Below are 15,265 nucleotides of genomic sequence, written 5' to 3'. Positions count from 1 at the left end.
CATTTCTTGAAGCGCAGGGTCAGCGCATCGGCCACGGCCGGGTGGACAAACTTGGTGATATCACCGCCCAACGCCGCAATTTCCCGGACCAGGGTCGAGGAAATGAAGGAGTAGCGCTCCGACGGCGTCAGGAACAGGCTCTCGACGTCCGGTGCCAATTGGCGGTTCATGTTGGCCAGTTGGAACTCGTACTCGAAGTCCGAGACCGCACGCAGGCCGCGCAGGAACACATTGGCGTTCTTTTCCTTGGCGAAGTGGGCCAACAGCGTCGAGAAGCCGACCACTTCCACGTTGGGCAGGTGCTTGGTGACCTCGCGGGCCAGCTCCACACGTTGCTCCAGCGGGAACAGCGGGTTCTTCTTCGGGCTGGCGGCGACGGCAATGATCACGTGGTCGAACAGGCGCGCGGCGCGTTCGACCAGATCGCCATGGCCCTTGGTAATAGGGTCGAAGGTACCTGGGTACAACACTCGGTTCATCGCGTCGTCCTGGCGGGAGTCCGTTGGGGAGTCGGATGGTATCGCAGCCTTCTCGGTCGGCCAAGTCGGCTGTTGGATAAGAAAGCACTATAGACGCTGCGAATAATCCGGATATTCATGGGTTTTTCAGGCGTTCGGCCAGGGCTGTCGCCAATTGTGCGGTCAGCCCGTACACCGATAATTGCGGGTTGGCGCCGATGCTGGTGGGGAACAGCGAGCCGTCATGGATCGACAGGTTGCCCAGTTGGTGATGGCGACCCAGGCTGTCGGTGACGGCGGTTTTCGGGTCTTCACCCATGGCGCAGCCACCCATCACGTGGGCACTGCCCAGGCGCGTGCGGTACAAGGCCAGGTCGAGTCCGTCGATCAGCGTGCGGGCCTCGGCCAGGGTCTTCACGTAGCGGGCGTCGCTGTGCAGGGGCATGACCGCCTTGGCGCCGCCGGCGAACTGTATTTCGGCCATGCTGTGGAAGGCCCGGCGCAAGCCGTCCCAGGTATACGGCGAAACGGGGTAGTCGAGCACCGGCGTGCCGTCGCTGCGCAACTCGACGCGGCCGCCGGGGCTGTCCGGGTGAAAACCGTCGCGCAGCAGCGCCAGCATGGCGTGAGTGTGAGGCAGCCGGGACATGTGCAAGGCGTTCTCGGGGCCGAACCCGCCCAACAGCGTGGCGGCGAGCGCCGGGTGCAAGGGCGGGACTTCGAGCTTGTAGGACATCTTGCCAGTGGTCCCATCCTGCCATTGGAAATGATCCGAATAAATCGATTGCGGCGCACCGTAGAACGGGTTGATGACCTCGTCGAATTGCCCGGCGGACATGTTCACCAAGTGCAGGAAGGTGCGTTTGCCCACACGTTCGTGCGGGTCTGGCGCAGCGGAGCGCAACAGCAGGCCGGGGCTGTTGATGCCGCCGCCCGCCAGCACGTAGTGCCGTGCCTTGACGGTGATGCGCCGCCCGGTGGGCGCCACGCAGCGCTCGTCCATGGCCTGGCACTCGAGGCCGGCAACGGCATCGTTCTTGATCGTCAGGCGTTCGGCCCGCGCCAGGTAAAGCAGCGCGCCACCCTTGTCCAGGGTGGCCGGGATGGTGGTGACCAGCATCGACTGCTTGGCGTTGGTCGGGCAGCCCATGCCGCAATAGCCCAGGTTCCAGCAGCCGCGCACGTTACGCGGGATGACGTGCCAGGCGTAGCCCAATTGTTCACAGCCTTTGCGGATCACGTCGTTGTTGGCGTTGGGCGGAACCAGCCACGGCGCCACGCCCAGGCGTTGTTCCATCTGTGCAAACCAGGGCGCCATTTCAGCACGGCCGTGGCCCTTGACGTTGTGCTCGGCAGCCCAGTGATCGAGGGTCTGGTCGGGCGTGCGGAAGCTGGAGGTCCAATTGATCAGCGTGGTGCCACCGACGGCCCGGCCCTGGAGGATGGTGATGGCGCCGTCCTTGCTCATGCGCCCGAGGCCTTCCTGGTACAGGCTGCTGTAGGCCTGGTCTTCGAGCAGCTTGAAGTCATGGCTGGTCTTGAGCGGCCCTTCCTCGATCAGCAACACCCGGTAGCCGGCAGCACTGAGGATTTCCGCCGTGGTGCCGCCACCGGCACCGCTGCCGATGATTGCCACGTCGGCTTCCAGGGTCAGGTCCTCGGTCAACTGCGCGCCGTTGTGGGTGGTCCAGCCACGGGCCAGGCCTTCGCGGAAGGGATCGGGTACGGGCATGTTCTGGGCTCTCTTATTGTTTTGAGGTAGCGATAGACCCCTTGTGGGAGCGAGCTTGCTCGCGATAGCGGTATATCAGTCAATCGATAGGTGGCTGATGTGACGCTATCGCGAGCAAGCCCGCTCCCACAGGGGTTGGTTCTGGTTTTCAAACCGTTGGTGGCCCCGGATACCCGCAATGCGCCCAGGCTTCGGATTGGGTGTACCAGGCCATCATCACCAATTGCAGCAACGAGCAGTGACCTTGCTGTAGCAGATCCAGCGAACTGTTTTCCCACCGCGCGAGGAACTGGCGGATGTCATCGGCGCTGGCGTTTTCCCACGCCCCCCAGACCCCGGTCAGTGGCCCGCGGGTAACGCCCAGCGTGAGCACATCGAACAGCTGGTGCAGGAGCTTGAGCATGGCGGGGGACAAGTGGGCCAGGCTTCTGTCGAGGCTGCCCAGGGTCGCGTCAATGGCGGCAGGGATCTGCCCGACGGCCACTGCGCCGTCCAGCATCACAGGGATGACGGCGCGTAAAAACGCCAGGTCGCTGTCGCGCAGGGCCGTCAGACCGGCGGCCGGCTGGCTTGGCGAGCAGCCGCTCAGGCTGGCGCCCAGCCCGACGGTGGCCAGGAAGGCGCTGGCGCCGAGGCTGAATTTCAGCAGGCCGCGCCGTGACAGCGCGGGGGTATCGGTGAGGCTGGCGTTCATGATTGTGATTACCCGGGCAGACACGCGTCAGCGGACAAACAGCTTCTGAATCAGTTTCTGCAAGGGTTTGCCGTAGGGCGGATAAATCAGCTTCGCCGCGTTGAATCGCTGTTTGGTCAGCACGCCCTTGGCTTTGCTGAAGGTCAGGAAGCCCTCATGCCCGTGGTAATGCCCCATTCCCGAGGGCCCGATGCCGCCGAACGGCATGTCATCCTGGGCGACATGCAACAGCGTGTCGTTCAGGCAGACGCCGCCGGAATGGGTTTCGTGGAGCACGCGATGCTGTTCGGCCTTGTTGTAGCCGAAGTAGTAGAGCGCCAGCGGGCGGGGTCGCTGATTGATGTAGGCAAACGCCTGGTCCAGATGGTCATAGGGCACGATGGGCAACAGTGGGCCGAAGATCTCGTCTTGCATGACGGTCATCTCATCGTTGACGTTGAGCAGCAGGCTGTGGGCCATGCGGCGACCCTGGCCTTGCTCGAACAGCTCGATCAGCAACGCGCCCTTGCCGGTGGCGTCGCTGATGTAGCCATTGAGCCGCGCCAGTTGTCGTTCGTTGATGATGGCGGTGTAGTCCGGGTTGTCCGCCAGGGTCGGATAAAACCCGCGAACCGCCTCGCGATACGCTTCGACGAATTCACCGACGCGGTTCTGCGGCACCAGCACATAGTCCGGGGCGACACAGGTTTGCCCGGCATTCAGGGTTTTGCCGAAGGCAATGCGTTCGGCGGCGTCCTTGATGGGTACATCGACCGACACGATGGCCGGCGATTTCCCACCCAGCTCCAGGGTGACCGGGGTCAGGTTTTCAGCAGCGGCCCGCATGACATGCTTGCCGATGCTGGTGGCGCCGGTGAACAACAGGTGATCGAAGGGCAACTTGGAAAACGCCATGCCGACCTCCGCCTCGCCGAGCACCACGCACACCAGGTCCTGGGGGAAGACCCGGGCGAGCAGTTGCTTGAGCAGCAAGCCGGTCGCCGGTGTCGATTCGCTGAGCTTGAGCATCACCCGATTGCCCGCCGCCAACGCCCCGACCAACGGCCCGATGGCCAGGAACAGCGGGTAGTTCCACGGCACGATGACCCCGACCACGCCCAACGGCTGATAGATCACTTTGGCTGAGGCCGGTTGAAAGGCCATGCCCACCTTGCGTCGGGAGGGTTTCATCCAGCCCTGGAGGTGTCGGCTGGCGTAATGGATGCCGTGCAGGCTGGGCATCAGCTCGGCCAACAGAGTTTCGTCGGCGCTGCGGTGGCTGAAATCCTGGCTGATGGCGTCGATCAAGGCTTGTCGTTCGTTGCTCAATACCTCGCGCAGTGCCTTGAGCCATTGCCGGCGCTGTTCGGCCGGTGGCATTGGGTGGGCAGCGTAGGCCTGGCGCTGGGCATCGAAGAGCGACCGCAGCTCGTCCAGTTGTTGTTGAGACTCGTGCAGGTAGGCAACGTCGGCAGGCATCGTCAGGCACCGGATATTATTAGAGTGGGTGTTTTCTAGAGCTTATACTCTAGAAAGTCAATGGCATCCGCAACGGCTGTGGGTTTTTCCTGTGACCGATAGGTCGTAAGATGCCGATCAATGCCTTCGTCGAATTAAAGCCCAAACCATGGCCCCACGAATGAAAACCAGCGAGCGCATCGTGCAAAACAGCCTCGAGCTGTTCAACCAACAGGGTGAGCGCAGCGTCAGCACCAATCACATCGCCGCCCACATGGACATGTCCCCGGGCAACCTCTATTACCACTTCCCCAACAAGCAGGCGATCATCGCCGTGCTGTTCAGTGAATACGAGAACCTGGTGGACAGCTTCCTGCGTCCGCCCCAGGGCCGGGCGGCCACGGTGGATGACAAGCGCTTCTACCTGCAGGAGCTGCTGGCGGCCATGTGGCGCTATCGCTTCCTGCATCGGGACCTGGAGCATCTGCTCGACAGCGATCCGGACCTTGCGGCCCGCTATCGTCGGTTTTCCCAGCGCTGCCTGATCCACGGCACCGCGATCTACGAAGGTTTCGTTGCCGCCGGCATCCTGAAGATGGACCGGGTGCAGATCGAGTCCCTGACCCTCAACGCCTGGATCATTCTCACGTCCTGGGTGCGGTTCCTGTGCACCACGCGGGAAAATTTCAGTCACCTGAGTGAGCAGGCCATCAAGCGCGGCGTCTATCAGGTACTGGTGCTGGAAGCCGGTTTCGTGACCGATCAGGCCCGCGAAGCGGTGGATGCACTGTTCAAGGAATATTACGTCCCCCTGGCCCAGACCCTGGAGGAAGGGCAGTAGGATCGATCCCCGACTTAGCCACAGGAGCTCACCATGCCCATCGCGCAACTCATCAGCCCCGAAGCCCTCGAACAGCGGCGATCACGGCCCGGGCTGGTCATCCTCGATTGTCGTTTTGCCCTGGAAGACCCGGATTACGGTCAACGCAGTTATGCCGAGGGCCACATTGCCGGGGCGTCGTTCGCGGACCTTGAGCGCGACCTGAGCGGGCCGGTGACCAGAGGCGTGACCGGGCGCCATCCGCTGCCCGAGCCCGAGGCCTTGATCGAGCGCCTCAGGGCTTGGGGGCTCGATAACGACAGCGACGTCGTGCTGTACGACGACGGCCCTGGCGCTTATGCCGCGCGGGCCTGGTGGTTGCTGGCCTGGCTGGGCAAGCGTGATGGCGTGTCCATCCTCGACGGTGGGCTCAAGGCCTGGCATGCCGCTGGCTTGCCGTTGAGCCTGGATCCGCCGCAGCACAGCCGTGGAAGTTTCACGGGGGCGCCGGATGCGAGCTTGTTGATCAATGCGCAAGCGCTGCAACAACGCCTCGGCGAATCGGCCATGACCCTGCTGGATGCCCGGGCGTTGCCGCGCTTCAAGGGCGAAGTCGAGCCGATCGACCCGGTGGCCGGGCATATCCCGGGCGCCCAGTGCGCAGCGTTCACCGACAACCTGGGCGCCGATGGACGCTTCTTGCCGGCCGCCCAGCTCAAGCAACGCTTCGCCGAAAAACTGGGCGAGCGCTCGCCCACCGAACTGGTGGCGTACTGCGGCTCCGGCGTGACGGCGTGCCATAACCTGTTCGCCTTGTGCCTGGCAGGGTATCCCTTGGGAAGGCTGTATGCCGGCTCGTGGAGTGAGTGGATCAATGATCCCCAGCGGGGCGTGGCGAAGGACGAATAGCTCACCCCAAAAAACCAATGTGGGAGCGAGCTTGCTCGCGATGACGGTGTGCCAGGCAATTTCAATGTCGCTGTCCCGCCGCTATCGCGAGCAAGCTCGCTCCCACAGGGGATTCTTGGTGAACGCTGAACCGGTGAACACCTCCCACAGGGGATTTGTGTTGTCTGCAAATGGTCAGCCGCGCCTCAGGCCGGCCAGCCAATCGGGAATCCGCCGCTCCAGGTAATACCCTGGGCGGCGCAGGGTTCCGTCGACAAACCCGACATGCCCGCCCCGGGCGTGCAGTTCAAGTCGGGTCGAGGTGGATAACTCGCCGGGCTCGGGCAGGCTGTGGGGAAACACAAAAGGATCGTCGGCGGCCTGGATGACCAGGGTCGGCGTGCTGATGCTCGCCATGAAATAACGGCTGGAGGCGCGGCGGTAATAGTCCGCGGCATCGGAGAACCCGTGCAGCGGCGCGGTCACCCGGCCGTCAAAGTCCCAGAAGGTGCGCATGTTTTCCAGCGGGCCAAGGGCCGCCAGGGTCGCCAGGCCTTCGTGGCGTCCGTCGTGCTGGAACTGGCGTTGCTTGTTGCGCACATAGGCCACCATCTGTCGCATGAAGTGCGCCTGGTAGAACTTGGAAAATCCCTGGCCGATGCGATCGGCGCACTGGTCGAGGCGAAACGGTACCGAGACCGCCACGGCCCCTTGCAACTGGCTGTCGCGGCCGGCTTCGCCCAAGTGCTTGAGCAACACATTGCCGCCCAGTGAATAACCCACCGCAAACAGCGGCGCCAAGGGCCGCCTGGCGCGCAAGTGAGTGATGGCGGCGGCCAGGTCTTCGCTGACGCCCGAATGATAACTGCGGGGCAACAGGTTCGGCTCGCCCGAGCAGCCGCGCCAGTTCAAGGCCGCGCTGGCCCAGCCCTGGCGACCGAGCGCCTGCTGCAACCCGGCCACGTAAGGCGAGTTGGAAGAGCCGGTCAGCCCGTGCAGCACCAGCACCAGTGGTGCCTCGGCGCTGTGGGGGCCGTGCCAGTCGAGGTCGAGGAAATCACCGTCTTCCAGCCACAGGCGCTCGCGTTGACGCTCGATGTGGGTGGTCTGGCGCCACAAGGGGCCCCACAAGGTTTGCAGGTGCGGGTTGCCAAGGCCCGGGGCAGGGACGAAACGTTCAGATGCGGCGGACATCATTATTATTCTCGATGCACTGGTCAGCCGTTCAGCCCATGTCCTTTGGCAAACGCTGCCACAACGCGTAGTACACCCGTCCGGATTTCTGCTCGCGGTGCAAGCGCCAGTTGCCCGGCAAGCCCAGGGTGGACGGGGCAGTCTCGCTTTCAGTGTAGACCCAGGCATCCTCGGCCAGCCAGTGACGCTCCTCGAGCAAGGCGCAGACCGTCGGCAACAGGTTCTGGTTGAAAGGAGGGTCCAGGAACACCAGGTCGAAAGGCGTTGCCGGTTGGCTGTCCAGGTAGCGCAGCGCGTCGGCGGTCTGCACCTGACCGACGGTGCAACGCAGGGTGCCCAGGTGTTCCTTGAGGCTGGAGACCGCCAGGTTGCTGGCATCCAGCGCCTGGCCCATGGCGGCGCCACGGGACAGGGCCTCGAGAAACAGTGCGCCGCTGCCGGCGAACGGGTCGAGTACCCGAGCGCCTGCCACATAGGGCGCGAGCCAGTTGAACAGGGTTTCCCGCACGCGGTCCGGGGTGGGGCGCAACCCCGGGGCATCCGGGAAGCTCAGGCGCCGGCTGCGCCATTCGCCGCCGATGATGCGCAACTGGTTCACACCGTTATGCACGGGTTTCTTGCTGGAATTCGATGGGCGGGCCATTAGTGCTCCGGAACCCCGAGCGGCTGCTCGGCAGGTTTGTCAGTAGGGGGCGGCAACGGCTTTTGCGGCACGCTCGGGCCGGCGGTGACGATGACCATTTTGTCAGTGCTCAGGTGTTTGTTCAGCGCGGCCTTGACCTGCTCGACCGTCAGTTCCTGGGACTGGCGCATGAAATCTTCCAGGTAGCTGAGCGGCAAGTCATAGAACCCCATGGCGCCAAGCTGGCCGACGATGTCGGCATTGCTGGCGGTGGACAGCGGGAAGCTGCCCGCCAACTCACGCTTGGCGTCATCGAGTTCTTTCTGGGTCGGACCGTTCTTGAGGTAGTCGGCGAACACGTCCTGCACCAGTTTCAAGGTGCCTTCGCTCATCTCGGCACGGGTCTGCAGGTTGATCATGAACGGGCCGCGGGCCTGCATCGCCGTAAAGCCGGAATACACGCCGTAGGTCAGGCCGCGTTTTTCACGGACTTCAGTCATCAACCGCGTGCCGAAGCCACCGCCGCCGAGGATCTGGTTGCCCAGGGACACCGCGGCATAGTCCGGATCGTCGCGGTCGATGCCCAGTTGCGCGAGCATCAGGTTGGTCTGCTTGGACGGGAACTCGATGTGGCCGATGCTCGCCTTCGGTTCCACCGGTGCCGGGGTTTTCGCCAGGGCCGGGCCTTTGGGCAGCGCGGCGGCGACCTGGCTGGCAATCGCTTCGGCTTCGGCGCGGGACAAGTCCCCCACCAGTGCAATCACTGCGTTGCCGGCGGCATAGGCCTTGGCGTGGAACGCCCGGGCCTGGGCCAGGGTGATCGGTGGAATACTGTCGGCGGTGCCGTCGCTGGAATGGGCATAAGGATGCTCGCCGTAGAGGCGCTTCATCAGTTCCAGGCCCGCCAGTTTGCCGGGGTTCTGCTTCTGGTACTCGAAGCCGGCGAGCATCTGGTTCTTGATTCGGGCGAAGGAGTCGGCGGGGAAGGTCGGTTTGCCGACGACTTCGGCGAACAGCTTCAATGCCGGCTCACGCTTGTCGGCGGCGCTGAGACTGCGCAGGGACGCCACGGCCATGTCCCGATAGGCGCCGTTGCCGAAGTCCGCGCCGAGGCTTTCGAAACCTTGGGCGATGGCGCTGACGTCCTTGCCGGCCACGCCTTCGTTGAGCATGGCGTTGGTCAGCAGGGCGAGGCCGGGGGCGTCGCCGTCCTGGCTGCTGCCGGCGGCGAAGGTCAGGCGCAGGTCGAACATCGGCAATTCCCGGGCTTCGACGAACAGCACCTTGGCGCCGCCAGCGGTTGTCCAGGTTTGCACGTCGAGCTGGCGCCGACTGGGGGCCTTGTCGTTCAGTTCGGCCAGGGATTGCAGCTTGTTGCCGGACTTGGCCTTGTCCAATGCCTGGCTGGCGTTGGAGTCGCTGGACGGCGACAGGTAAAAGGCCAGGGCGCCGGCCAGGGCGATCAATACCAGGCCGATCGGCACCAGACGCGATGATTTGCGCTCATTCATGAGCTTTCTCCTCGGGCAGGACGTGCGCAACGCTCAGGCGCGAGCGGGTGAAATACAGCTGGGCTGCCTTCTGGATGTCTTGCGGGGTCACGCTTTGCAGTTCGGCGAGTTCGGTGTCCATCAGCTTCCAGGACAAGCCGACGGTTTCCAGCTGGCCGATGGCGGTGGCCTGGCTGGTGATCGAGTCGCGCTCATACACCAGGCCGGCGATGACCTGGGCGCGCACGCGTTCCAGTTCGTCGGCGGTCGGGGCGGTGGTTTTCAACTGCTCAAGCAAGCGCCACAAACCTGCTTCTGCCTGGGCGAGGGTTTTGTTTTTCTGCGTGTTGGGCGTCGCCGACAAGGTGAACAACGAGTCGCCGCGGGTGAAGGCGTCGTAGCTCGACGAGCCGCCGGACACCAATTCTTCGCCGCGCTCCAGTTGGGTCGGGATCCGGCCGCTGTAGCCGCCATCCAGCAGGGCCGAGATCAGCCGCAACGCGTTGACCGACGCCTTGTCCGTCGCGGTGGCGATGCTCGGCACGTTGAAGGCCAGCATCACGCTGGGCAGTTGGGTCTGCACGTGCAAGGTGATCTGGCGTTCGCCGGGTTCGGCCAGTTCCAGGGGGATTTTCGCGACCGGCACCGCGCGCCGGGCAATCGGGCCGAAATAACGCTGGGCCAGGGATTTGACCTCCTCCGGCGTCACGTCGCCAACCACCACCAGGGTCGCGTTGTTCGGGGTGTACCAGGACTCGTACCAGTGACGCAGTTCCTCGACGGTCATCCGGTCCAGGTCGGCCATCCAGCCGATGGTCGGCGTGTGGTAGCCGCTGGCCGGGTAAGCCATGGCCTGGAAGCGCTCGTAGGCCTTGGACATGGGCTTGTCGTCGGTGCGCATGCGGCGCTCTTCCTTGATCACCTCGATTTCGCGGCTGAATTCCTCCGGCGGCAGGCGCAGGCTGGCCATGCGGTCGGCTTCCAGTTCGAAGGCCACGCCCAGGCGGTCGCGGGCCAGCACCTGGTAGTAGGCGGTGAAGTCGTCGCTGGTGAAGGCGTTCTCTTCGGCACCGAGGTCGCGCAGGATCAGCGACGCTTCGCCGGGGCCGACTTTTTCACTGCCCTTGAACATCATGTGCTCAAGGGCGTGGGACAAACCGGTCTGGCCTGGCGTTTCGTAGCTGGAACCGACCTTGTACCAGACCTGGGACACCACCACCGGCGCACGATGGTCTTCGCGCACGACGACCTTCAGGCCGTTGTCGAGGGTGAATTCATGGGTGGGTTGTGGGTCGGCAGCCAGGGCTGAAAGAGGCAGACAAACTGTGCTGAGCAGCAGGCCTGCGGCGCGGCGGGCAAGAGCATTCATTCGTGTTTAAACCTGTTGGGTTGCCTGCTAGGTCTTAGCCTCGGCAGGCGAGGAGGTGCTAGGATACTGATCCGTTTTACTGGCGGCCACGCCTATCGGGCCTTTTATCGGCCCGGGGTTGTCTGGGTTCTGCGGAGAAACCCCGGGTTTTCTCGTTGATCCCGGCGTTTTCGCAGATGATGCCGTACCAGTCCTTCGAAAAAATCGACTTTGAGGCGTCCTGGGACGCTTCGACAAAATGTTGCGCGTGAACAAGCTGGATGAAACGCAGTCTGTTCAGCATTGAATATTTATCACCGAGGCGCCCTCGTGGCGCGTCGCTACCGTGAGATAGCCGTCCTCCATGTTTGGTTCCAACGACGACAAGAAGACCCCAGCCGCGGCTGGCGAGAAAAAAGGCCTGTTCGGATGGCTGCGCAAGAAGCCGCAGGATACCGTCGTCGAACAGCCGCAAGCGCTGCCTGAGCCCGCCGCCGAGGCAGTGGCCGAAGAGGCCGCGCCCATTGTCCTGCCGATCGCCGAGCCGGTGCTGCAACCGGTCGAGCCTGAGCCCGTTGCCGAGCCGATGGCCGAGCAGCCGCTGACCCCGCCCGCCGAGCAAACGCCCTGGCTGACCTTGCCGGTGGCGGAAGAGCCCGTCGCGCTGGTCGAGGAAACCACGCCCCATATCACCCCGCCGATTCCAGCGCCGACACAGGTTGTCGAGGCGCCAGTCGTCGAAGCTGTCATTGAACCGCCAGCCGCCGTCGTTGCACCCGTGGTTGCGCCTGCCGCCCCCGAGCCGGCACCTGCCGTGCTGGAAACCATGGCCCCCGTCGAGCCCGTCCGTAGCGCCGAGGAAAACAAGGTCGGCTTCTTCGCCCGCCTCAAGCAGGGCTTGTCCAAGACCAGCGCCAGCATCGGCGAAGGCATGGCCAGCCTGTTCCTGGGCAAGAAAGTCATCGACGACGAATTGCTGGAGGACATCGAAACCCGCCTGCTGACCGCCGATGTCGGCGTCGAGGCCACCTCGGTGATCATCCAGAGCCTGACCCAGAAGGTCGCACGCAAGCAGCTGACCGACGCCGACGCCCTGTACAAATCCCTGCAGGGCGAGCTGACCAGCCTGCTCAAGCCGGTGGAAAAGCCGCTGGTGATCGCCTCGCAGAACAAGCCATTCGTGATCCTGGTCGTTGGCGTCAATGGCGCCGGCAAGACCACCACCATCGGCAAGCTGGCCAAGAAGCTGCAACTCGAAGGCAAGAAAGTCATGCTCGCCGCCGGCGACACCTTCCGCGCCGCCGCGGTCGAACAACTGCAAGTGTGGGGCGAGCGCAACAAGATCCCGGTGATCGCCCAGCACACCGGCGCCGACTCCGCTTCGGTGATCTTCGACGCTGTGCAGGCGGCCAAGGCCCGTGGCATCGATGTACTGATCGCCGACACCGCCGGTCGCCTGCACACCAAAGACAACCTGATGGAAGAATTGAAGAAGGTGCGCCGGGTGATCGGCAAGCTCGACGCCGACGCGCCCCACGAAGTGCTGCTGGTGCTGGACGCCGGTACCGGCCAGAACGCCATCAACCAGGCCAAGCAATTCAACCAGACCGTCGAACTGACCGGGCTGGCCCTGACCAAGCTCGACGGCACCGCCAAGGGCGGGGTGATTTTCGCCCTGGCCAAGCAGTTCGGCCTGCCCATTCGCTACATCGGCGTGGGCGAAGGCATCGACGACTTGCGCACCTTTGAGGCCGAGCCCTTTGTCCAGGCACTGTTTGCCGAACGGGAGCATCCATGATTCGTTTCGAACAGGTCGGTAAACGCTATCCGAACGGTCACGTCGGCTTGCATGAGCTGAGCTTTCGGGTCCGTCGGGGCGAGTTTCTGTTTGTCACCGGCCATTCCGGCGCCGGTAAAAGCACCTTGCTGCGCCTGTTGCTGGCGATGGAGCGGCCTTCCACCGGCAAACTGCTGCTGGCCGGCCAGGACCTGAGCACCATCAGCAATGCCCAGATCCCCTACCTGCGGCGGCAGATCGGCGTGGTGTTCCAGAATCACCAGTTGCTGTTCGACCGTACCGTGTTCAACAACGTGGCGTTGCCGTTGCAGATCCTTGGCCTGTCCAAGGCCGAGATCATCAAGCGGGTGGACTCGGCCCTGGAGCGCGTGGCCCTGTCGGACAAGACCGACCTGTACCCGGGCGACCTCTCTACCGGCCAGCAACAACGCGTCGGCATCGCCCGCGCCATCGTCCATCGCCCAGCCTTGCTGCTGGCGGACGAGCCCACCGGTAACCTCGACCCGCGCCTGGCGGCGGAAATCATGGGCGTGTTCGAAGACATCAACCGCCTGGGCACCAGTGTGCTGATCGCCAGTCACGACCTGGCCCTGATCGCCCGCATGCGTCACCGCATGCTCACCTTGCAACGCGGTCGATTGATCGGTGACGGGGAGGCTGGCGCATGAGTGCTACTCGCAGCCCGAAAGTGGCCGAACGCGTGGCCCCGAAGGCCTCCGATCCGCAGCCGCAAAAGAAAAAGCGCGACGATGACGACGGCCCGGACTTCGCCACGCTGCTGCGCGCCTGGATCGAAAGCCATCGCGCCAGCCTGCTGGACAGCCTGCGGCGTCTGGGCAAGCAGCCCATCGGCAGCTTCTTTACCTGCATGGTGATGGCGGTTGCCTTGAGCCTGCCCATGGGCCTGTCATTATTGCTGAATAATGTGGAGCGCCTGGGCGGTTCCTGGCAGCGCGCGGCGCAGATTTCCCTCTACCTGCAGATGGACGCCAGTCCCGCCGAAGGCCAGGCATTGGGTGAGCAGATCAAGGCGATGCCGGGTGTGGCCGAAGCCGAGTACATCGGCCGCGAGCAGGCGCTGGAAGAGTTCCAGCAACAGTCCGGCCTGGGCGACGCGCTCAAGGAGCTGCCGGAGAACCCGCTGCCGGGCGTGGTGCTGGTGACCCCGAACGAGGTCGACAAGCCCGCCCTTGAAGCATTAAGACAAAGACTTTCCGAGTTGCCGAAGGTACAACAGGCGCAACTTGATCTAGTCTGGGTCGAGCGTCTTGCGGCGATCCTCAAGCTCGGCGACCGGTTTGTCTTCGGTCTGACGGTGCTGCTGGTTTCTGCATTACTTTTGGTGATAGGCAATACCATTCGTCTTCATATTGAAAACCGCCGCACCGAGATAGAAGTGATTAAACTCGTCGGCGGTACGGACAGTTATGTACGCAGGCCCTTCCTTTATATGGGGGCGCTGTATGGCTTCGGTGCGGGGATTCTGTCCTGGGGCGTATTGGCGTTTGGCCTGGACTGGCTGAACGATGCGGTAGTGGGGCTGGCCGGTTTGTACGGCAGTGATTTTGCGCTGGCCGGAGTGCCAGTCGCCGACGGTCTGTCGCTCTTGCTTGGCGCGGTGCTGTTGGGTTATATCGGTGCATGGATTGCGGTCGCACGCCACTTGCGTGAGCTTGCGCCAAAATAGTGTTTTTTTGCGCGTATTGACCTTTCGGTTTTTGTGGGAACTTGTCTTTGGGTTCCCGGTCAATTTTCGCAGTGCTGAACTGCACGAGTTATGTGAGTCGGAGGTTTTTTCGTATGACCACTTCTTTGCAACCTGCTTATGCTCTGGTCCCGGGTGCGAACCTGGAGGCCTATGTGCACACGGTGAACAGCATCCCCTTGCTGACGCCCGAGCAGGAGCGTGAACTGGCCGAGAGTCTCTATTATGAGCAGGATCTTGAGGCGGCTCGGCAGATGGTGCTCGCCCACCTGCGTTTTGTCGTACATATCGCCCGCAGCTATTCCGGCTACGGGCTGGCCCAGGCCGACCTGATCCAGGAAGGCAACGTCGGCCTGATGAAGGCGGTCAAGCGCTTCAACCCGGAAATGGGTGTGCGCCTGGTGTCGTTCGCCGTGCACTGGATCAAGGCGGAAATCCACGAGTTCATCCTGCGCAACTGGCGCATCGTGAAAGTCGCGACCACCAAGGCCCAGCGCAAGCTGTTCTTCAACCTGCGCAGCCAGAAGAAGCGTCTGGCCTGGCTGAACAACGAAGAAGTCCACCGCGTGGCTGAAAGCCTGGGCGTAGAACCCCGGGAAGTGCGCGAGATGGAAAGCCGCCTGACCGGCCATGACATGGCTTTCGACCCGGCCGCCGAAGCGGACGACGACAGCGCTTTCCAATCGCCGGCCAACTACCTGGAAGACCACCGGTATGACCCGGCGCGTCAACTGGAAGACGCCGACTGGAGCGACAACTCCAACACCAACCTGCACGAAGCCCTGGAAGTGCTGGACGAACGCAGCCGCGACATCCTCTACCAGCGCTGGCTGGCCGAGGAAAAAGCCACGCTGCACGACCTGGCGCAGAAGTACAACGTGTCGGCCGAGCGGATTCGCCAGCTCGAGAAGAGCGCGATGAACAAGCTCAAGGTGTCGATTGCGGCTTGACCTGCGATAGCAGCCATGAAAAACGCCCCGATCAGTGATGATCGGGGCGTTTTTGTTTGTGCCAATGATTTGAATTCACTGCTGATTCTGTGGGAGCGAGCTTGCTCGCGATGAGGCCATTGCATTCAA

At 63.3% G+C, this 15,265-nt stretch carries 14 protein-coding genes; 6 read left to right on the top strand and 8 right to left on the bottom strand.

The window, feature by feature from the left end:
- From coaD to J4E53_RS25485, 4 genes are all read right to left on the bottom strand, one after another.
- Positions 1 to 479: pantetheine-phosphate adenylyltransferase (gene coaD / locus J4E53_RS25500; RefSeq protein WP_003177462.1), on the bottom strand; the 479-nt coding region annotated here is incomplete at its 3' end.
- A gap of 115 nt (positions 480 to 594) precedes the next feature.
- Entirely contained in the window at positions 595 to 2,190 is a 1,596-nt protein-coding gene (locus tag J4E53_RS25495; protein WP_103309851.1) for a GMC family oxidoreductase, read from the bottom strand.
- A 148-nt stretch (positions 2,191 to 2,338) separates the two neighbouring features.
- On the bottom strand, positions 2,339 to 2,884 hold the full coding sequence (locus J4E53_RS25490; protein ID WP_060740182.1) for a hypothetical protein: 546 nt from the start codon (positions 2,882 to 2,884) through the stop codon (positions 2,339 to 2,341).
- A gap of 27 nt (positions 2,885 to 2,911) precedes the next feature.
- Positions 2,912 to 4,342: a coniferyl aldehyde dehydrogenase gene (locus J4E53_RS25485; protein ID WP_103309850.1), complete on the bottom strand. Its 1,431-nt coding sequence runs from the start codon at positions 4,340 to 4,342 to the stop codon at positions 2,912 to 2,914.
- Between the two features lie 148 nt (positions 4,343 to 4,490).
- Between J4E53_RS25485 and J4E53_RS25480 the strand changes: the two genes are divergently transcribed.
- Both J4E53_RS25480 and J4E53_RS25475 read left to right on the top strand, forming a co-directional pair.
- On the top strand, positions 4,491 to 5,162 hold the full coding sequence (locus tag J4E53_RS25480; RefSeq protein WP_060740184.1) for a TetR/AcrR family transcriptional regulator: 672 nt from the start codon (positions 4,491 to 4,493) through the stop codon (positions 5,160 to 5,162).
- Positions 5,163 to 5,195: 33 nt separating this feature from the next.
- A complete protein-coding gene (locus J4E53_RS25475) occupies positions 5,196 to 6,050 on the top strand; it encodes a sulfurtransferase (RefSeq protein ID WP_103309848.1) in 855 nt (284 codons plus the stop codon).
- 174 nt (positions 6,051 to 6,224) lie between these two features.
- Here the strand turns inward: J4E53_RS25475 and J4E53_RS25470 are convergent, their stop codons facing one another.
- Genes J4E53_RS25470 through J4E53_RS25455 form a run of 4 tightly spaced genes read right to left on the bottom strand, consistent with a single transcriptional unit; the run spans position 6,225 to position 10,704 of the window.
- Positions 6,225 to 7,223, bottom strand: coding sequence for a hydrolase (locus J4E53_RS25470; RefSeq protein ID WP_103310935.1), 999 nt, complete (start codon positions 7,221 to 7,223; stop codon positions 6,225 to 6,227).
- A gap of 31 nt (positions 7,224 to 7,254) precedes the next feature.
- A complete protein-coding gene (rsmD, locus tag J4E53_RS25465) occupies positions 7,255 to 7,866 on the bottom strand; it encodes a 16S rRNA (guanine(966)-N(2))-methyltransferase RsmD (protein WP_103310930.1) in 612 nt (203 codons plus the stop codon).
- The gene (locus J4E53_RS25460; protein WP_103310932.1) at positions 7,866 to 9,356 is read right to left on the bottom strand and encodes a pitrilysin family protein; all 1,491 of its coding nucleotides are present in this window, start codon (positions 9,354 to 9,356) and stop codon (positions 7,866 to 7,868) included. The genes rsmD and J4E53_RS25460 overlap by 1 nt, the downstream gene beginning before the upstream one ends.
- A complete protein-coding gene (locus J4E53_RS25455; protein WP_060740188.1) occupies positions 9,349 to 10,704 on the bottom strand; it encodes a pitrilysin family protein in 1,356 nt (451 codons plus the stop codon). The genes J4E53_RS25460 and J4E53_RS25455 overlap by 8 nt, the downstream gene beginning before the upstream one ends.
- Positions 10,705 to 11,047: 343 nt before the next feature.
- On the opposite strand from J4E53_RS25455, the gene ftsY reads away from it, so the two are divergent.
- The 4 genes from ftsY to rpoH all read left to right on the top strand — a co-directional run bounded on the left by ftsY (position 11,048) and on the right by rpoH (position 15,136).
- Positions 11,048 to 12,481, top strand: a complete 1,434-nt coding sequence (ftsY, locus tag J4E53_RS25450) for a signal recognition particle-docking protein FtsY (protein ID WP_103310933.1) — start codon at positions 11,048 to 11,050, stop codon at positions 12,479 to 12,481.
- Positions 12,478 to 13,149, top strand: a complete 672-nt coding sequence (ftsE, locus tag J4E53_RS25445; protein WP_060740190.1) for a cell division ATP-binding protein FtsE — start codon at positions 12,478 to 12,480, stop codon at positions 13,147 to 13,149. Before ftsY ends, ftsE begins: the two co-directional genes overlap by 4 nt.
- Entirely contained in the window at positions 13,146 to 14,168 is a 1,023-nt protein-coding gene (gene ftsX, locus J4E53_RS25440) for a permease-like cell division protein FtsX (protein WP_060740191.1), read from the top strand. The genes ftsE and ftsX overlap by 4 nt, the downstream gene beginning before the upstream one ends.
- A gap of 113 nt (positions 14,169 to 14,281) precedes the next feature.
- On the top strand, positions 14,282 to 15,136 hold the full coding sequence (gene rpoH / locus J4E53_RS25435; protein WP_003177476.1) for an RNA polymerase sigma factor RpoH: 855 nt from the start codon (positions 14,282 to 14,284) through the stop codon (positions 15,134 to 15,136).
- Positions 15,137 to 15,265: the final 129 nt, after the last annotated feature.

Source organism: Pseudomonas sp. FW305-28, assembly GCF_017351395.1.
In the GTDB taxonomy this organism is placed as follows: domain Bacteria; phylum Pseudomonadota; class Gammaproteobacteria; order Pseudomonadales; family Pseudomonadaceae; genus Aquipseudomonas; species Aquipseudomonas fluorescens_AA.
The sequence above is the reverse complement of the archived record's forward strand: the minus strand, read 5'-3'. Positions and strand labels throughout refer to the sequence as shown.